General features: G+C 73.0%; 17 protein-coding genes. 3 read left to right on the forward strand and 14 right to left on the reverse strand.

Features of this window, described 5'->3' with window-relative positions; translation table 11 throughout:
* Positions 1-752, forward strand: a 752-nt coding sequence (locus AKI01S_RS51660; protein ID WP_169813949.1) for a hypothetical protein, incomplete at its 5' end; no start/stop codon positions are given.
* A gap of 33 nt (positions 753-785) precedes the next feature.
* On the opposite strand, the gene AKI01S_RS11975 is transcribed toward AKI01S_RS51660, so the two are convergent.
* From AKI01S_RS11975 to AKI01S_RS12010, 8 genes are all read right to left on the reverse strand, one after another.
* Positions 786-1436, reverse strand: coding sequence for a bifunctional DNA primase/polymerase (locus tag AKI01S_RS11975; protein WP_067815146.1), 651 nt, complete (start codon positions 1434-1436; stop codon positions 786-788).
* Between the two features lie 215 nt (positions 1437-1651).
* Positions 1652-2641, reverse strand: a complete 990-nt coding sequence (gene hemB / locus AKI01S_RS11980; RefSeq protein WP_067815149.1) for a porphobilinogen synthase — start codon at positions 2639-2641, stop codon at positions 1652-1654.
* A 31-nt stretch (positions 2642-2672) separates the two neighbouring features.
* Positions 2673-4247, reverse strand: a complete 1575-nt coding sequence (locus tag AKI01S_RS11985; RefSeq protein ID WP_067815319.1) for a bifunctional uroporphyrinogen-III C-methyltransferase/uroporphyrinogen-III synthase — start codon at positions 4245-4247, stop codon at positions 2673-2675.
* Positions 4248-4362: 115 nt separating this feature from the next.
* Positions 4363-5310, reverse strand: a complete 948-nt coding sequence (gene hemC, locus AKI01S_RS11990) for a hydroxymethylbilane synthase (protein WP_067815152.1) — start codon at positions 5308-5310, stop codon at positions 4363-4365.
* Positions 5307-6650 carry a glutamyl-tRNA reductase gene (locus AKI01S_RS11995; protein WP_067815155.1) on the reverse strand — a complete coding sequence of 448 codons (1344 nt, stop codon included), beginning with the start codon at positions 6648-6650 and terminating at the stop codon, positions 5307-5309. The genes hemC and AKI01S_RS11995 overlap by 4 nt, the downstream gene beginning before the upstream one ends.
* A 118-nt stretch (positions 6651-6768) precedes the next feature.
* Positions 6769-7512, reverse strand: a complete 744-nt coding sequence (locus tag AKI01S_RS12000) for a redox-sensing transcriptional repressor Rex (protein WP_067815158.1) — start codon at positions 7510-7512, stop codon at positions 6769-6771.
* A 324-nt stretch (positions 7513-7836) separates the two neighbouring features.
* A complete protein-coding gene (locus AKI01S_RS12005; RefSeq protein WP_067815161.1) occupies positions 7837-8097 on the reverse strand; it encodes a glutaredoxin family protein in 261 nt (86 codons plus the stop codon).
* Positions 8094-9407, reverse strand: a complete 1314-nt coding sequence (locus tag AKI01S_RS12010) for a putative quinol monooxygenase (protein ID WP_067815164.1) — start codon at positions 9405-9407, stop codon at positions 8094-8096. The genes AKI01S_RS12005 and AKI01S_RS12010 overlap by 4 nt, the downstream gene beginning before the upstream one ends.
* Before the next feature lie 289 nt (positions 9408-9696).
* Here AKI01S_RS12010 and AKI01S_RS12015 point away from each other — a divergent pair, with 289 nt between their 5' ends.
* Together AKI01S_RS12015 and AKI01S_RS12020 are read left to right on the forward strand one after the other, a co-directional pair.
* On the forward strand, positions 9697-10329 hold the full coding sequence (locus AKI01S_RS12015) for a sigma-70 family RNA polymerase sigma factor (protein WP_067815166.1): 633 nt from the start codon (positions 9697-9699) through the stop codon (positions 10327-10329).
* Between the two features lie 291 nt (positions 10330-10620).
* Positions 10621-11493: an HAD family hydrolase gene (locus AKI01S_RS12020; RefSeq protein ID WP_083999423.1), complete on the forward strand. Its 873-nt coding sequence runs from the start codon at positions 10621-10623 to the stop codon at positions 11491-11493.
* 13 nt (positions 11494-11506) lie between these two features.
* Here the strand turns inward: AKI01S_RS12020 and AKI01S_RS12025 are convergent, their stop codons facing one another.
* From AKI01S_RS12025 to AKI01S_RS12045, 6 genes are all read right to left on the reverse strand, one after another.
* Positions 11507-12436 carry a lysophospholipid acyltransferase family protein gene (locus tag AKI01S_RS12025; RefSeq protein ID WP_067815169.1) on the reverse strand — a complete coding sequence of 310 codons (930 nt, stop codon included), beginning with the start codon at positions 12434-12436 and terminating at the stop codon, positions 11507-11509.
* Positions 12437-12447: 11 nt separating this feature from the next.
* On the reverse strand, positions 12448-13464 hold the full coding sequence (locus AKI01S_RS12030; protein WP_067815172.1) for an NAD-dependent epimerase/dehydratase family protein: 1017 nt from the start codon (positions 13462-13464) through the stop codon (positions 12448-12450).
* 47 nt (positions 13465-13511) lie between these two features.
* Entirely contained in the window at positions 13512-13610 is a 99-nt protein-coding gene (locus tag AKI01S_RS49085; protein ID WP_018654693.1) for a 30S ribosomal protein bS22, read from the reverse strand.
* Positions 13611-14480: 870 nt separating this feature from the next.
* The gene (locus tag AKI01S_RS12035) at positions 14481-14684 is read right to left on the reverse strand and encodes a helix-turn-helix domain-containing protein (protein ID WP_026414196.1); all 204 of its coding nucleotides are present in this window, start codon (positions 14682-14684) and stop codon (positions 14481-14483) included.
* A 348-nt stretch (positions 14685-15032) separates the two neighbouring features.
* Entirely contained in the window at positions 15033-15875 is an 843-nt protein-coding gene (locus tag AKI01S_RS12040; RefSeq protein ID WP_067815174.1) for a phosphatase, read from the reverse strand.
* Positions 15875-17092 carry an acetoin utilization protein AcuC gene (locus AKI01S_RS12045; protein ID WP_067815176.1) on the reverse strand — a complete coding sequence of 406 codons (1218 nt, stop codon included), beginning with the start codon at positions 17090-17092 and terminating at the stop codon, positions 15875-15877. The genes AKI01S_RS12040 and AKI01S_RS12045 overlap by 1 nt, the downstream gene beginning before the upstream one ends.
* Between the last annotated feature and the right edge of the window lie 172 nt (positions 17093-17264).

Consider the following 17264-nt stretch of genomic DNA (forward strand, 5'->3'; position numbering starts at 1 on the left):
GCGGGCGCCGGGGCCGCGTCCTGGTCGCGGCCGCCGCCGTGCTGCTGGTCGGCGGCGGCGTCGCCGGGGCCGCGACGCTGCTGAACGGGGACAAGAAGGGCGACGGCGTCGCCACCCGCCCCGCCACCAGCGGCGTCCCGGAGCCGGTGCGCACGCCGGCCGTCCCGCCGGAGGCGACGGCGCTGGCCCAGCAGATCGAGCAGGCGACCGCCGGCACCCCGAGCGTGTCGTTCGCGCTGAACGGCTCGGGCCTGGGCGGCCCGCTCAGGGCCAACGGCATGCTGGCGTCGGCCGCCGGGGCGCCCGGCTCCTACGCGATGTCGCTGGCGGGCGCGCGCGACACCCGGAAGTCCGCGCGGACCGTCCTGGTGCAGGACACCCTGTACCTGAAGATGGGCAAGCGGTGGCGGCAGGTGCCGGTCGCGGGCCAGCAGCGCGGTTACGCCGCGCTGGCGTCGCAGGTCCGGGCGGCCACGGCCCCGGCGCACGTGCTGACCCTGCTGAAGTCGGCCACCACGTTCGGCAAGGGCAAGATCGTCTACCACGGGACGGCCCCGGTCGGCGCGGTGCCCGCGCTGGGCGACCTCGCCCGGCAGACGGGGGCCCAGCAGGTGGAGTTCGTGATCAAATTGGACCGTGCGAACCGCCCCTCGGCCGTGAAGCTCACCATGGGGGCCAAGCCCCGCACCCGGACGCTGTTCACGAACTACTCGGGCTGGGGCAGGAAGACGGTCACGGCGCCGCGCGGCTGAGAGGGCCGCGCGGCCTCGGGGGGCCGCGGGGGCCTAGAGGGTCTCGCAGCTGTCCGCGAGGACTTCCAGGAGGCGCAGGGGGTCGGGCAGGGGGCTTCCGTCCGGCGGGAGCACCCAGACGACCTCGCGGCCGTACGGGAGCACCGAGGGCGGCGCCACCACGTAGCTGTCACGGCAGTGCCACCGCATGCCGGGGGTCTCGGTGACGGTCTCCGGGGAGCAGTCCAGATGGCAGGACCACCACTCGTCCTCGTCCACCGGGGCTCCCCGGGTGGCGACGAAGAACAGGTGGCGTTCGTCGCCGATCGCGGCGACCGGGCCCACCGGGAGGCCCTCGGCGCGGATGCGGTCCAGGGCGGCGGCCCCGGCCGCGGCGGGGACGTCGAAGACGTCGAACACGCGGCCCGTCGGCAGGATGATGTTGGCCTGGGGGCGCTTGGCCCACATGCCGTCCAGCACGTCGGTGTCGACGCTGGCCTGGATCGCCCAGGCCGCCGAGACCGGATGGGCGGCCGGGTCGGGACAGCCGATCCGGTCGCACGAACACGCCCGGTCGGTGCCGGCCCTCGCGCCGGGAGTGGCGGGCCAGCCGAGCGCCGCGTACGCGTGGACGGCCGTGACCATGCGGTCGCGTACCGCGCGTTCGCGGCCCTGCCGCTTCCTGTTCCCCGAGACCGTCAGCATCAGCGCCCCCCTTGGCCCAAGGTGGAAACCGGTCCCGTCACGTGCGCGCCTGCCCTGGGCGAGGAGACCGTGGACGGGCCGGTGGAAAACAGTTCCTTGATAGATGATGATGCCGCCGCGAACCCGCGATGGACACGGCACCCCCCGGAAACGGTCCCAAATGACTAGGGGGAACCGTCCTCCGGCAATAGATCACCGTCACCCGCCGGACAGCCTCACCGGGAGGACAGGCGGCGGGCGACCTCCGTCGCCCAGTAGGTGAGGATCAGGTTCGCGCCCGCGCGGCGGATCGCGACCAGGGACTCGTCGATGGTGCGCTCGCGGTCGATCCAGCCCTTCTCGGCCGCCGCCTCGATCATCGCGTACTCGCCGCTGACCTGGTAGGCCGCGACCGGGACGTCCACCGCGTCGCGGACGCGCCGCACGATGTCCAGATAGGCCCCGGCGGGCTTGACCATGACCATGTCGGCGCCCTCGTCGAGGTCGGCGAGGACCTCGCGCAGCGACTCGTCGGCGTTGGCCGGGTCCTGCTGGTGGGTGGCGCGGTCGCCGAACGTGGGGGCGCACTCGGCGGCGTCGCGGAACGGCCCGTAGTACGCCGAGGCGTACTTGGCGGAGTAGGCCAGGATCGGCAGGTCGGTGAAGCCCGCGCCGTCCAGCGCCGCGCGGATCGCCGCGACCTGGCCGTCCATCATGCCGCTGGGCGCGACGACGTGCGTTCCGGCCTCGGCCTGGGCCACCGCCAGCGAGGCGTAGCGCTCCAGCGTCGCGTCGTTGTCGATCTCGCCGTCCGCGGTCACGATGCCGCAGTGGCCGTGGTCGGTGAACTCGTCCAGGCACAGGTCGGTCATGATCACGGTCGAGTCGCCGAGCTCGGCGGTCAGCTCGCGCAGGGCCCGCTGGACGATGCCGTCGGGGTCGTCGCCGGCGGAGCCGACGGCGTCCTTGACGGCCGGGACGCCGAACAGGATCAGGCCGCCCACGCCCGCCTCGACGGCCTCGTGCGCGGTCTTGCGGAGGCTGTCGAGGGTGTGCTGGTGGACGCCGGGCATGGAGGCGACCGGCTGCGGCTCGGCGAGGCCCTCCTTGACGAACAGCGGCAGGATCAGGTCGGCCGGGGCCAGCCGGGTCTCGGCGACCAGCCGCCGCAGGGCGGGGGTGCGGCGCAGCCGCCGCGGCCGTGCCACGGGGAACTGGGCGGACATGGGAGTCTCCTCGGTGCTGCCGGTACGGGTGCTACTTGCGGCGGCGGGCGCCCCGGCGCATCTGGCTGGGCTTGCGCAGCGGGTCTCCGGCCTCGATCTGCGCGGCCCGCCGCTTCGCACCGTACTCGGCCAGCGCCTCCGCCAGTGCCGAAACCGACGGCTTCTCGGCCATCACGTCGACACGCAGTCCATACTCCTCGGCCGTCTTGGCGGTCTGCGGCCCGATGACCGCGATGACCGTCACATTGTGCGGCTTGCCCGCGATGCCGATGAGGTTCTTCACGGTCGACGACGAGGTGAACAGCACCGCGTCGAACCCGCCGCCCTTGATCGCCTCGCGGATCGGGGCGGGCGGCGGCGCGGCCCGCACGGTCCGGTAGGCGGTGACGTCCTCGCACTCCCAGCCCAGGTCGGTGAGGCGGGCGATGAGGGTGTCGGTGGCGATGTCGGCGCGCGGCAGCAGCACCCGGTTGATCGGGTCCAGGTCCTCGTCGTAGGGCGGCCACACCTCGGCCAGGCCCTCGCTGGACTGCTGCCCGGCCGGGACCAGGTCGGGCTGCACGCCGAACTCGACCAGCGCGCGGGCGGTCTGCTCGCCGACGGCGGCGACCTTCAGCCCGGCGAACGCGCGGGCGTCCAGCCCGTAGTCGGTGAACTTCTCGCGGATGGCGCGCACGGCGTTGGTGGAGGTGAACACGACCCACTCGTAGCGGCCGGTCACCAGGCCCTTGACGGCGCGTTCCATCTGCTGCGGGGTGCGCGGCGGCTCCACCGAGATGGTGGGGACCTCGTCGGGGACGGCCCCGTAGGCGCGCAGCTGCTCCGACAGATCGGCGGCCTGCTCCTTGGTGCGCGGCACCAGGACCCGCCAGCCGAACAGCGGCTTGGTCTCGAACCAGGCGAGCCGGTCGCGCCAGTTCACCACGTCGCCCACGATGATCAGGGCGGGGGCCTCCATGCCCTTGGTGTCGGCGGCCAGCCGCTTGAGGTCGGAGACGACGGTCTCCTGCTCGGTGGTGGTGCCGAGGCTCGTCATGGCGGCCGGGGTGGAGTCGGGGCGGCCGACGGCGATCAGGCTCTTGGCGACCTCGGCGACGGCGTGCTCGGCGCCGGTGATGACCAGGGTCGCGTCGGGGCCGGCGAACCGCTCCCACTCCACGCCGCCCGCGGCGGCGTCGATGACCCGCACCTCGCGGTGCCGGTCGTCGGTCAGCGGGATGCCCGCGTAGCCGGGCACCGCGGTGATCGATGACAGGCCCGGCACGACCTCGAACGGCAGCCCGGACCCCGCGATCTCCGCGCCCTCGGTGGGCAGCGCGCCCAGCGTCCCGGGGTCGCCGGGGACGAGCCGGACCACGCGGCGGCCCGCCCTGGCCTCCCGGACCGCGAGCCCGGCGGGGTCGTCGGTCTCGGCGACGTCGACGATCTCGGCGCCGTCGCGGACATGGGCGAGGATCTCGGCGGACACGGCGGCGCGGTCCACGATGACCAGGTCGGCACGGTCCAGCACGGCGGCGGCGCGCAGCGTCAGCAGCCCGGGGTCGCCGGGGCCGGTCCCGACCAGCGAGACCACTCCGGTCTCCGCCTCGGTCGGCACGGGCGACACCGTGGGGGCGGCACCGGCGGACTTCCCGGACGTCCTGCCGGACCTGCCGGCGGACCGGGCGGCCTTGGCGGCGGGCCGCCCGGCGGCCCGGTCGGTGCCCTGGGCCGCGTTCTGGCTAGCGGGGCTCAATGTCGCGCTCCCCCATCAACTGGTCGGCCCCCTCGGCGAGCATCCGCCGCGCGAGGTCGCGCCCGATCTGCTCGGCCTGGTCCGGGTGGCCGCTTGCGGACAGCCGGATCTCGCGGCTCCCGTCGTGCGCCACGACGGAGGCGGTGAGATGCAGCTTCTGTTCTACTTCGGCAGCGTATGCTCCCACGGGCGCGGAGCAACCCGCCTCCAGCACCGCCAGGACGGTCCGTTCGGCGGTGACCGCCGCGCGGGTCGCCCGGTCGTCCACCGCGCCGAGCAGCGCGATCAGGTCCGTCCGGTCGGAGCGGCACTCCAGCGCCAGCGAGCCCTGGCCCGGGGCGGGCAGCATCCGGTCGGGCCCGAAGACCTCGGCGACCGCGTCCAGCCGACCGATACGTTTCAACCCCGCGTACGCCAGCACCACCGCGTCGAGCTCGCCGTCGGCGACCTTGCGCAGCCGGGTGTCGGCGTTGCCGCGGATCGGCACCACCTCCAGGTCCGGGCGCATCGCCCTCAGCTGCGCGACCCGGCGCGGCGAACCGGTCCCGACGCGGGCGCCGGTCGGCAGGTCGGCCAGCTTGGCCGGGCCGCACAGGGCGTCGCTGGGATCGTCGCGCGGCGGCGTGGCGGCCAGCGTGATCCCCTCGCCGGGGCTGGTGGGCAGGTCCTTCAGCGAGTGCACGGCGAAGTCCACCTCACCGGACAGCAGCCGGTCCCGCAGGGCGTTGACGAAGACCCCCGTGCCCCCGATCTGCGCGAGCAGTGCCTTGGAGACATCACCTTCGGTGGTTACCCCGACCAGCTCCACCGCATACCCCGTACGCTGCGACAATGCGTCGGCGACCAGTTGCGACTGGGTCGTCGCCATCAGGCTCTTGCGGGTGCCGAGCCGCAGCGGGCGGGCGGGGTCGGGTACGCGGCTGGGTGTGGTCATGGGTTGCTGTGTCCTTCGGCGGATGGTGAGCTGGCGCCGGGCAGGTCCGCGCGGGTGACGGCCTCCGGCGCCTTCGGGTCGAGGTCGAACAGTTCGCGCAGCGCGTCGGCGTAGGCGTCGCCGCCGGGCGCGGCGGCCAGTTCCTTGACCCGGACGGTCGGGGCGTGCAGGAGCTTGTCCACCACCCGCCGGACGGTCTGGGTGATCTCCCTGCGGGCGCGGTCGTCGAGTTCGGGCAGGCGGCCGGTGAGGCGGGCCAGTTCGGCCTCCACCACCTCGGCGGCCTTGGAGCGCAGCGCCACCACGGTCGGCGCGACGGCCGCGGCGCGGGCCGCGCCCAGGAACGCGGTGACCTCCTCGGCGACGATCGCCTGCACGGCCCGTTCGGCCTCGGGGCCGATCGCGTGCGCGGCCTCCTGCGCGGTGCGCAGGTCGTCCAGGTTCGCCAGCCGCACGCCGGGCAGCTCGCGGACGCCGGGGTCGATGTCGTGCGGCAGCGCCAGGTCCAGCAGGAACCGGCGCCGGTCCCCGGCGGCGTCGGCCGCCGCGACCTGCTCGGCGGTCAGCACCAGGCCGGTCGCGCCGGTGCACGAGATCACAAGGTCGGCCTCGGCGAGCGCGGCGTCCAGCTCGTCGAGCCGGATCGCGCGGGCCGGGACCGCCAGGGAGGCGGCCAGGCGTTCGGCGCGGTCGAAGGTGCGGTTGGCGACGACGACCTCGCGGGCCCCGGCGCGGCTCAGCGTCGCGGCGGCCAGGCCGCTCATCGACCCCGCGCCGACGACGAGGGCGCGCACGTCCGCCACCGGGCCGAGGTAGCCGGCGGCGATGTCCAGGCCGACGCTGACCAGCGACAGCCCGGCCTTGTCGATGCCGGTCTCGGCGTGCGCGCGCTTGCCGACGCGCAGCGCCTGCTGGAGCACCTCGTGCAGCTCGCGGCCGAGGGTGTGCTCGTCCTGGCCGAGCCGGAACGCGGTGCGGATCTGCCCGAGGATCTGCCCCTCGCCGACGACCATCGACTCCAGCCCGCACGCCACCGCGAACGCGTGCTGGACCGCGCGCTCCTCGTAGTGGACGTACAGGTGCCGGGACAGGTCGTCCAGCGGGACGCCCGAGTGCAGCGCCAGCAGCTCGGTGATCGCGGTGACGCCGCCGTGGAACTTGTCGACGACCGCGTAGACCTCGACGCGGTTGCAGGTCGACAGGATCGTGGCCTCGGCGACGTTCGGGGCGTCGTGCACCGCGTGCAGGAGCTTGCGCAGGTCGTCGCCGGACGCCGAGACCCGCTCCAGCAGGGGCACCGGGGCGCTGCGGTGGCTGAGGCCCACCACCAGGATGCTCATCGCGCGCCTCCCGACCGCCGAGGGGACGCCGGGCGGGCGGCGCGGGGCCCGAGCCCGTCGCCGCGCCTGCTCGCCACCGAGTCCCTCGCCCGCCCGTCCATCCGCTCGCCGTTCCCGTTCACGCTTCCACCGCCTCGACATAGCCCGAGGCTCTCCCGTTCCCCGAGACGCCGCCGGCCATCGGGTCGTAACCGTCGGGCCCGCCGGCCTTGCGCTGCTCGTGGAACGCGAGGATCTGTAGTTCGATCGACAGGTCGACCTTACGCACGTCGACCCCCTCCGGCACCGTCAGCACGACCGGTGCGAAGTTCAGCACGCTGGTCACCCCGGCCGCCACCACCCGGTCGCACACGGTCTGGGCGGCGGCCGCGGGGGTGGCGATCACGACGATGGACACGCCGCGCTCGGCGATGATCTCCTCCAGCCGGTCGATGTGCTCGACCGTCATGCCGGAGATCTCCTGACCGATGACGGACTCGTCGGCGTCCAGCAGGCCCGCCACGCGGAATCCGCGGGAGGCGAACCCGCCGTAACCGGCCAGCGCCCGGCCCAGGTTACCGACCCCGATGATTGCCACGACCCAATCCTGGGTCAGGCCGAGTTCACGGGAGATCTGGTAGACGAGGTACTCCACCTCGTAGCCGACGCCCCGGGTGCCGTAGGAACCGAGGTGCGACAGGTCCTTGCGGAGCTTGGCGGAGTTGACGCCGGCGGCGGCGGCCAGCTCCTCGGAGGAGACCGTCGCCACACCCCGGTCCTGGAGCGCGTGCAGGGCCCGCAGGTACACCGGCAGGCGGGCGACGGTTGCTTCGGGGATGCCGCGCTCGGCGCGGTCGCGAGTGCGGTTCTGTCGAGATGTCACGGCCTGCTCTTCGGGGGCTCGACGCTGGGGACGGGGCCCGAAAACTACCCCTGACCGAGGCCGACTGGTCTCCCGGTCTCCCCCGGATTCGGTACGAGCCGGGGCCTCGTCGCCCAGGGCTGTCCACCAGATTAAGCCTTTGTGAATAGGCGCACAAAGTCACCCCCCGGTTGCGCATGTCGCCCAATGATCGGGAACGACAAGGAAACCGCAGGTCAGAGGGGTTCAACGGGGGTCCGGCGCGCTCCGGGCGGGCCGCCCGCGACGCCGGGGATGTGACTGACGAGACATTCGCGCTTTTCCGTCTCGGCCGCTACCGGCCGTTCACCGTGACCTGCGCAGTTCCTCGACGGCGGCGCGCAGCCGGGCCTCGTCCACCCGCCAGAAGTCGTGCTGGACACCGTTGATCAGCGTGACCGGGATCTGCTCCCAGTACTCGCGGTGCAGCTCCTCCGACCGGGTGATGTCGCGTTCCTCCCAGGCCACGCCCAGGTCGGCGGCGACCCGCTCGATGACCGCCCGCGCGTCGTCGCACAGGTGGCAGCCGGGCTTGCCGAGCAGCGTGATGGTGACGGGTCCGCTCACGGGCGCCCTCCCGCCGGCGGGGCGAGGGGGGTGCCGCCGGTGGACGAGGCCGGGGCCGAGGGGCCCGGGATCCCGGGGAGCTTGGCCGCGCCGAGCCGGAGCTCGATGACGTTGGTGGCCAGCACGTGCGTGCGGGACTCGGCCATGAACCGCTGGAGGTGCTGCTGGCGGCGGTGCGCGGCGAACGCGGCCTCGTCGCGGAACAGCCAGTAGAAGATCCGCTGCGTGGGCGCGCCGACCACCTCGTGGCAGGCGAAGATCAGCGTGTCGGGCTCGGCGGCGCGGGCCGCCCGCACCAGGTCGGCCGCCAGCCGGTCGAACGCCTCCTCGCGGCCGTCCAGCAGCGTGTAGACCGTGATCTGGCCGCAGGCCGCCGACAGGTCGGCCCCGGCCGGGGCGGGCAGCGGGGTCTCGCCGGTCGGGGGGCGCCGCCCGTCCACGGTGGTCGGCGGGGCGGGCTCGGCGGGGAAGCGCAGCTCCTCGGACTGGGGCTCGGGGAAGCGCAGCTCGCCGCGCTTGGCGCGCTTGCCGACCGGAGCCGGAGCCGGAGCCGGGGCGGGGGCGGGGGCGGGGGCGGGGGCGGGGGCAGGCCGGGGCGGCTCGGGCTGCCGCTGCGGGCCGGTGTAGCCCTGCTCCTCGTAGCCGGTGGCGGGCTCGTCCTCGTAGCCGTCGTCGGCGTAGCCCTCCTCGTCGTAGACGGGGATGGTCCGCATCGCGCCGTACCAGACCAGCCCGGCCGCGCCGCCGAGCGCCACGACCGCGACGAACCCGGGCAGCAGGCCGCGGGTGCCGCCGACCACCAGCGCCCCGGCCAGGGCGACCAGCGCGATCGGGATCAGCAGGTCGGCCGCCTCGCGGTCCTGCTTGCTCGCCAGCACCGCGGTGACCGCCGCGCACGCCACCAGGGCGAGCACCGCGACCACGTGGATTCCGTCGATCAGCAGCAGCGGGATCGCGTCGTAGGTGTCGCCCGGCTTGGGAAGGGCCTTGGTGAAGGCGCTCCTCTTGAACGGGTCCAGCGCCAGGATCACCATGGCGACCACGGTGTAGGACACCGAGAACAGCCAGGCGGCGAACCGCACCTGGACCGGACGGGCGATCAGCTCCACCATGCCCAGCGCCAGCCACAGCGGCGCGACCAGCGCGGCCCCGACCTCCGCCACGCGGAACAGCAGGCCGTTGAACCCCAGGAAGAAGCCCGCGGTCAGCGCGAGCAGCGCCAGGGACAGCCCGACCAGGGTCACCGACCACGCGATCAGGTAGAGGAGCCGTTCCTTGGAGGCGCGCTGAACCAGCAACCCGGTGGCCATTAAGGCACCAAGGGTCGCCACGAGCGCGATTAGAGCTTCCATCGCGCCCCATGGTGCCCGATGCGAGCCGTTGAGGGGTAACCGCTCCCCGGCGACCGGCCGGAACGGGCCGGACGGGGCCGGGCGGGAGCGGGCGGGAGCGGGCGGGAGCGGGCGGGGTCGCCGCCGACGGATCGTTCGTGCGGGCGGTTCCCGGACATACGAGGCGTCACACCATTGCCTGTCGTGGCCGCCGGTACCTAGAGTGGCAATTCACGTCGGAGGTCGCTTACGCCCCGAGGAGAACTGCATGAGCAGCTTGACCCTCGATGTCCCGGTAGCGGCGGTCCCGCGGCCCGCCCGACCGGGTGACACCCCGCTCTCCCGACCCGGCGACGCGATGAAGTCCCTGGTCCTGCGCGCCCGCGAGGGCGACGCCGAGGCGTTCGGCGCCCTCTACGACAACTACGTGGACCTCGTCTACCGGTACGTCTACTACCGGGTCGGCTCGCACGCGCTGGCCGAGGACCTGACCAGCGAGACGTTCCTGCGGGCCCTGCGCCGGATCGGCGACTTCCACTGGCAGGGCAAGGACTTCGGGGCCTGGCTCGTCACCATCGCCCGCAACCTGGTCACCGACCACTTCAAGTCCGGCCGCCACCGCCTGGAGATCTGCACGGCCGAGCTGCTGGAGCCCGACCTCCCCCAGGAGGGCCCCGAGCGCGCCGTGCTGGACGCGATGACCCGGCGCACGCTGCTGACGGCCGTCCGACGCCTGGGCTCCGAGCAGCAGGAGTGCGTGGTGCTGCGCTTCCTGCACGGGCTGTCGGTGGCGGAGACGGCGCTGATCATGGGCAAGAAGACCGGCGCGATCAAGGCGTTGCAGTACCGCGCGGTGCGGTCGCTGGCCCGGATGCTGCCGGACGATCCGCGCGTTCCCTAGGGGCGGCCGTAACCCGGGGTCCGGGTCGCTCGTTGTCGGGGCACCACCGCTTCACCGGGGGGACCGATATGAGGAGGGCCCGTCTCAGCGGGCGGCGCGGGATACGGCGGACCCGTCATTCCCTGACCGGCATGCGCGCCGGCCTGCCCGCCCCCGACCCGCGTTTCCGCGCCCGGCTGCGCGAACGCCTGGTCGCCGAGATGACCGTTCACCGGAACGCCGAAAGTGAGGACCGTCCCATTCAAGGACGAACACCGGGGCCCGACACCCGTGCTGGCTAAGCTCGGCACCATGCGGCTTTTCTGGCAGCGCGGCAAAGAAGAGGACCCGGTCAGCGCGGGCGAGGCGGCGGCCGCGGCGGCGGCGGAGCCCGAGCCGCTGCCCGACCCGGACCCGACGGCGGCGGCGTTCTTCGACGTGGACAACACGATGATGCGCGGCGCGTCGATCTACTACTTCGCGCGCGGCCTGGCCTCGCGCAAGCTGTTCACGATGCGGGACCTGGCGATGTTCGCCTGGGGGCAGGCGGCGTTCCGGCTGCGCGGCACCGAGAACGCCGAGCACATCGGCAGCGCCAAGGAGATGGCGCTGGCGTTCGTCGCCGGCCAGAAGGTCGACGACCTGGTCCGCCTCTCCGAGGAGATCTACGACGAGGTGATGGCCGACCGCATCTGGCACGGCACCCGCCGCCTCGCGTTGCAGCACCTGGACGCCGGCCAGCAGGTGTGGCTGGTCACCGCCACCCCCGTCGAGGTGGCCCGCACGATCGCCCACCGGCTGGGCCTGACCGGCGCGCTCGGCACGGTCGCCGAGACCTCCGGCGGCGTCTACACCGGCCGCCTGGTCGGCAACCTGCTGCACGGCCAGGCCAAGGCCGAGGCGATCCGCGCGCTGGCCCAGCGCGAGGGCCTGGACCTGTCCCGCTGCTCGGCCTACAGCGACTCGGTCAACGACCTGCCGATGCTGACCGCGGTCGGCTACCCCCACGCGGTCAACCCCGACCCGGCCCTCCGCGAGCACGCCAGGCAGAGCGGGTGGCCGGTGCACGACTTCCGCACCGGCCGCAAGGTGACGATGGTGGCCCTCCCGGCGGCGGCCGGGATGGGGGCGCTGGCGGGCGGCGTGGCCGCCGGGATCGCCCTGCGGCGGCACTACCGCTCCTAGCGGCCCCGGGGGCCTAGAAGAACGCGGGGCCCCGGCGCAGCAGCGTGTCGTAGAGCATCTGCTGGACCGTCTCGCGGACGTGGTCGGTGAGGTTGAAGACCGTCATCGGGTCGTCGGCGGCCTCGGGCCCGTAGTCGTCCAGCGGCATCGGCTCCCCGAACGCGATCATCCACTTGGACGGCAGCGGGAGCAGCCCCGCCGGGCCCAGCCACGGGAACGTCGGGGTCACCGGAAAGTACGGCACGCCGAGCAGCCGGGCCAGCGGCCGCAGATCGGCGATCTTGGGATAGATCTCCTCGGCGCCGACGATGGCGCACGGGATGATCGGCACGTTCGCGCGCAGCGCCGTCTCCACGAACCCGCCGCGCCCGAACCGCTGCAACTGGTAGCGCTCGCCGAACGGCTTGCCGACGCCCTTGAAGCCCTCGGGGAACACCCCGACCAGCTCGTCCTTGGCCAGCAGCCGCGCCGCGTCGGCGGGCGAGGCCAGCGTGTGCCCCGCCTTGCGCGACAGGTGCCCCAGCACCGGCACCTGGTAGATCAGGTCGGCGCCGAGCAGCCGCAGGTCGCGTTCCAGGTGGTCGTGCACCGCGACCGACAGCATGATCCCGTCGAGGGGGACGGTCCCGGAGTGGTTGGCGACGATGAGCGCGCCGCCCTTCCGCGGGACGTGCTCGGTCCCGGCCAGCTCCACCCGGAACCACCGCTCGTAGAGCACCCGGGCGGCGGGCAGCAGGACGTTGCGGTTGAGCTCGGGGTCGAAGCCGAACTCGTCGACCTCGTACTCGCCGGCCAGCCGCCGGCGCAGGAACGCGAGCCCGGCGGCGACCCTGCGCTCCAGCGGGTGGCGCTCGGCCGGCTCCTCGTCCTGGCGGGCGGCGTTCAACGGGATGACCCGCGCCCCCCGCTCGGCGGGCTGTTCGTCATGAAGCTGCGCGTTCACTGTGCCTCCCGCTACTCGCGGCCCAACACCGTGGTCAGTCGGTCCAGCAGGGCCATGGGAACGGTGCGTCCCAGTCCCCGCGCGGACACGAAGTCGGCGAACGCCGCCTCCGAGCCGTACTTGGGCCGCCAGGCCAGCTCGTTCACCAGCGCGGTGGTGTCGACGACACGGCCGTAGGTGAGCAGGCGCTGGAGCTCGGGCGAGAACCCCGACATCCCCGCGAACCGGCGCCCGGCGTCGCCCAGCGCGGCGAACGACGGCGCCGGGACCGGCACGAACGAGCGCCCGGCCCGGCGCAACGCCTGCGAGAGCAGCAGGACGCCGTCGCCCGCCACGTTGAAGCACCCCGGATGGTCCTCCACGGTCATCCGGCGCAGCACCTCGATGCCGTCGTCCTCGTGCACGAACTGCAGCCGGGGATCGAACCCCAGCACCGTCGGCACGACGGGCATGCGCAGGTACCGGGTCAGCGGGGAGTCCACGCCCGGTCCCAGGAAGTTGACGAAGCGCAGCACCGAGACCGTCAGGTCCGACCGGCGGCGTTGCAGGCCCCGCACGTAGCCCTCGACCTCGACCGCGTCCTTGGCGTAGCCGGAGGTGGGCGGCTCGACGGGCTCGTCGCGTTCGGCGAACACCGCCGGATCCATGGGCGAGGACCCGTAGACGGCGGCCGAGGACCGCACGACGAGTTTGCGCATGTCCGGCGACCGCTGGCACGCGGCCAGCAGCTGCATCGTGCCGATGACGTTGAGTTCCTTCACCCGCGACCGGGGACCGGACGGGGCCGTCACCAGGTTGAGGTGGACGACGGTGTCGACCTCGGCGGAGGAGATGACCTTCGCGATGCTCGGTGTGCGGATGTCGACGCGGACGAACTCGGTGCGGCCGAGCGACGTCGTGGGTGGGACCGTGTCCACGCCGATGACCCGCTCGATACGCGGGTCGGCTTGGAGGGTGTTGGCGACCCGCGCCCCCAGGAAACGGGAGACTCCCGTCACGAGGACGACACGGGCCGCAGTGGAGGGCATAGAGGACACTGTGCGCCCCACCCCTTACGGCTCGGTGGCCTGCGTGTTTACTTCTTGTTGCGGCGCTGGATGCGCGTCTTCTTCAGCAGCTTGCGGTGCTTCTTCTTGGCCATCCGCTTACGACGCTTCTTGATGACGGAGCCCACGAGACCTCGCTCGGCAAATCGGGTGTCTTACAGGAGAAGGACATGCCGCAGCCGAGCATCGACTCGGTTGACGTGCACAGTCCGCTGCCCAAGGGTACCGCTGAGCCGACGCCGTTCGGTCCGCGGAGTGATCCGCACCGTTCCCATGTCGCCCGCCGTACCCTCAACGCCCCTTGACACTCCCCCGAATTTCCGGGAAACGAACCCCCAAAAGATGACTGACAGGTCACACCTGGTCGCCGCCGCAGGCCACCGCCCGCGGCCGCCTGTCCGGATGCGGCACGGCCGGAACGGGCCCGGCGACGGGGTCCGGTGGTACAAGCGGACGAGCTCCCGTCCCGGTCCGCGGATCAGGGAGCGGGGGTCGGCGCCGTGCGCCCCCTCGGCCGACCCTCCGGGTCGGCGGCGAACGGCATGGCCGCGTCCCTCACGCGTGTCTCCCCCGGCGGACGGCCCCTTGATCGCACAGGAGCGTGGACCGTCCGTGCCTACCCGCAACGCCACGGGAGGTCGGTCCGGGAGTCATGGCACCGGGCCGTCCTCGGGTCAGGCGGGTCGGGTCCGGCGGGTCGCCGTCGCGAGCCGCCGCCGCACCGTCATGGCGCGCAGAGCCATGTGCCCGGTGTCGGGGCACCGGGGAGACGCCTGTCGCCCCCGATCCCCCGGACACCGGGTCCGGCGGGTTGTCTGCCGTTTTTCTCGCCCGCAACGTCCCCGTGGGGACGCCGTTAGTTCCCCTGTAGCCGTTTCCCGGCCGCCGGCGTGGACCTCGCGGTCCCTGCCGGCGCCCCCTGCGCGGCCGGGTTCGGAGTGGGGCGGGTCATGGCCCGTTCCCCGCTCCGGGAACGTCCCCGCGTTCGCGGGGAGCGCTCACCCGGCCTCGATGAACGCGTCGCGCAGGTAGTCGTGTACGGCCTGTTCGGGGACCCGGAACGAACGTCCCACGCGGATCGCGGGCAGTTCTCCCGAGTGGACGAGGCGGTAGACGGTCATCTTGGACACCCGCATCACCGCCGCCACTTCGGCCACGGTCAGGAATCTGACCTCGCTCAGAGGTCGCTCGCCTGAGCTCATCGGACGCCCTCTTCCACACGTGCCGCGCACCGGCCCTTTGGGTGACTTTGATCACGCACGTGTACTTCCCCCAGCGTAAATCGTGTACCGACAGTCGCAAGAGGGGAGTTCCGGCCATTTCCGTATCCAGCCTGTCCCGGAGGCCACACTGTTATCACGTACGGAGCGTTGACCTGACGGGACGGACCGTGGCGTGACGATGAGTTGTAAGGCCGGAACACGCGATGACCTGCGACTCACGCGGGAGCGGCGGACGTGTGCCAACCCATCAGCCCCGTTACGGCCGTCGCGTCACACGCTGTGACGCCTGTGGGGTCGCTCCAGTGAGATTCTCAGGGGGCCCGGGGGTCACCCCAGACCGGCACGTGCCAGGAGGTAGGCCGTCAAAGGGGCGTAATGGTGCGGCGATACGCCGTCGTCGAGGGGCACCACGACCTCGATCTTGCCCTCGGCGGCCCCTACGAACAGCGCCGGGTCGTTACAGTCCGCGAAACCGACCGCGTCGATGCCCGCCTGTCCGGCCGCACCGGCCCAGCCATGGTCGGCGATGGCCAGATCCGGCCATTCTCTGGAATTCGCCTCATCGGTGTACTCCGGAGGGGTCCCAGGAGCGTCGGTCCCGTTCAGGGCGTCGAGCATGGTGTTCATCGGGGCCGCGTCGTGAGTGTGGTGGGTACGGCCGTCGTCGCCCTCCAGCATCGCCACGCCGCCGTCGGCGTAGACCAGCCGCCGCGCCTCGCGGCCATGGGAGGTCTCGACCTGGTACTCCCAGCCCGCCGCCGGGGTCAGCACGCGGCAGCCCGCCTCGGTCAGTGCCCGCGACAGCGCCTGGTAGACCGGGGTGAGCGTGGCCGGGTGACCGGTGGCGATCACGACGTTCTCGCGGCGGCGCGCGGCCAGGCCGACGCGGGCGGCCATCGCCTCCAGCGCGTCGATCGTCAGCTCCGGGTCGATGGTGTCGTCGCCGTACAGGTGCATCGGGTCGGCGCTCACGCCGCACCGCTCGACCATGATCTCCAGGATGTCGCGCTCGGTGTAGGAACGCTTGAACTCCAGGCCGAACTGGTAGTACGGGTCGCCGTTGGCCATGCGGCGGTAGTGCAGCAGATTGTTCTGCCGGGGCGTGGCGACGTCCCCGGCGATCATCGTGCGGAGCAGGTGGGCGCGCAGCTCCTCGCGGGTCGGCGCCATCACAGGTCCGTCATCGGGTCCAGGCCGTGTTCCGGGAACACCGCCCGCCGGGTCGCCAGCACCGCCTGGTCCACCGGGTTGGCCGGGTCGAAGCCCGTCTCCCATGTGCGCACCTCCACCTCGGTCGTTCCATCGGTCATGCGGCGCGGCGCGACCTCGTCGGTGCGCTGCCGGACGAACTCGCGCCACGGGTCGGGGGTGGGCGTCTCGGGAGCGATCGGCAGGCCCGCGGCCTCGGCGATCAGATGCGTCCAGGCGCGCGGGACGACCTGCACCAGCTCGTAGCCGCCGCCCCCGGTGGCCAGCCAGCGCCCCCCGGCGACCTCGTGGGCGAGCCCGTGCAGCCGCCGGTAGGCGGTGCGCTGGCCGTCGAGGGTGAGGATCAGGTGGGCGAGCGGGTCGAGCGCGTGCACGTCGGCGCCGTGCTGGGTGACCAGGACCTGCGGCGCGAACGCGCGCAGCAGCGGCGGCACGACCGCCTCGAACGCGCGCAGCCAGGCGGCGTCGCCGGTGCCGGGCGGGAGGGCGACGTTCACGGCCGTGCCCTCGGCTCCGCTCCCGCCGGTCTCGCTGGGGAAGCCCGTGCCGGGGAAAAGCGTGCGCGGCGTCTCGTGCAGGCTGACCGTCATGACGCGGGGGTCGTCGTAGAACAGGGCCTGCACGCCGTCGCCGTGGTGGACGTCCACGTCCACGTACGCGACGCGTTCGGCGCCGTTGTCCAGCAGCCAGGCGATGGCGAGGGCGGCGTCGTTGTAGACGCAGAAGCCGCTGGCGGCCCCGGCCATCGCGTGGTGCAGGCCGCCCGAGACGTTGACGGCGTGCTCGGCGCCGCCCTCCCAGACGGCCCGCGCCCCGGCGACCGACGCGCCCGCGATCAGCGCGGAGGCGTCGTGCATGCCGAGGAAGACGGGGTTGTCCGCGGTGCCGATGCCGCGGCCCGGCTCGGGCAGGCCGGTCGCGCCCGCGTGCCGGACGGCGGCGATGTAGGACTCCTCGTGCACGCGGGCGAGGAGCTTGTCGTCGGCGGGCTCGAACGCCGTCACGCGCACGTTCGGCCGGTCGAACAGGCCGTACTCGCGCGCCAGCGCGATGGTCAGCTCGACCCGCACGGGGTTCATGGGGTGGCCGGGACCGAAGTCGTAGCCGGTGAGCCGGTCGTCCCAGAGGACCTGGAGACCGCAGTTCGCCGGGGGCGCGGGCTGCGCGGCACTGCTCATGGCCTCACGGTATCGCCCCCGCCGATCCCCCTGTCCAAGTGGCATAGATCACCGCGTTCCGCTACCCAGCGTGCGCGCCCCCGCACGTTAGCCGTTTTGCTCCCGTTCCAATCGGACGGCTTCGACACAAAGTTGTGACGTGAACCACCCTCGTCGAGTGGGCATCTCATTA

The sequence above is a fragment of the Actinomadura kijaniata NBRC 14229 genome (genome assembly GCF_001552175.1).
GTDB lineage: Bacteria > Actinomycetota > Actinomycetes > Streptosporangiales > Streptosporangiaceae > Spirillospora > Spirillospora kijaniata.

Bases quoted from the DNA above. Each gene is read 5' to 3' on its own strand.
- hemC (WP_067815152.1), bottom strand. From the start codon at position 5,310: ATGACCACACCCAGCCGCGTACCCGACCCCGCCCGCCCGCTGCGGCTC.
- AKI01S_RS11995 (WP_067815155.1), bottom strand. From the start codon at position 6,650: ATGAGCATCCTGGTGGTGGGCCTCAGCCACCGCAGCGCCCCGGTGCCC.
- AKI01S_RS12035 (WP_026414196.1), bottom strand. From the start codon at position 14,684: ATGAGCTCAGGCGAGCGACCTCTGAGCGAGGTCAGATTCCTGACCGTG.
- AKI01S_RS11975 (WP_067815146.1), bottom strand. From the start codon at position 1,436: ATGCTGACGGTCTCGGGGAACAGGAAGCGGCAGGGCCGCGAACGCGCG.
- AKI01S_RS12030 (WP_067815172.1), bottom strand. From the start codon at position 13,464: ATGCCCTCCACTGCGGCCCGTGTCGTCCTCGTGACGGGAGTCTCCCGT.
- AKI01S_RS12045 (WP_067815176.1), bottom strand. From the start codon at position 17,092: ATGAGCAGTGCCGCGCAGCCCGCGCCCCCGGCGAACTGCGGTCTCCAG.
- AKI01S_RS12015 (WP_067815166.1), top strand. From the start codon at position 9,697: ATGAGCAGCTTGACCCTCGATGTCCCGGTAGCGGCGGTCCCGCGGCCC.
- AKI01S_RS12020 (WP_083999423.1), top strand. From the start codon at position 10,621: ATGCGGCTTTTCTGGCAGCGCGGCAAAGAAGAGGACCCGGTCAGCGCG.
- AKI01S_RS12040 (WP_067815174.1), bottom strand. From the start codon at position 15,875: ATGGCGCCGACCCGCGAGGAGCTGCGCGCCCACCTGCTCCGCACGATG.
- hemB (WP_067815149.1), bottom strand. From the start codon at position 2,641: ATGTCCGCCCAGTTCCCCGTGGCACGGCCGCGGCGGCTGCGCCGCACC.
- AKI01S_RS12010 (WP_067815164.1), bottom strand. From the start codon at position 9,407: ATGGCCACCGGGTTGCTGGTTCAGCGCGCCTCCAAGGAACGGCTCCTC.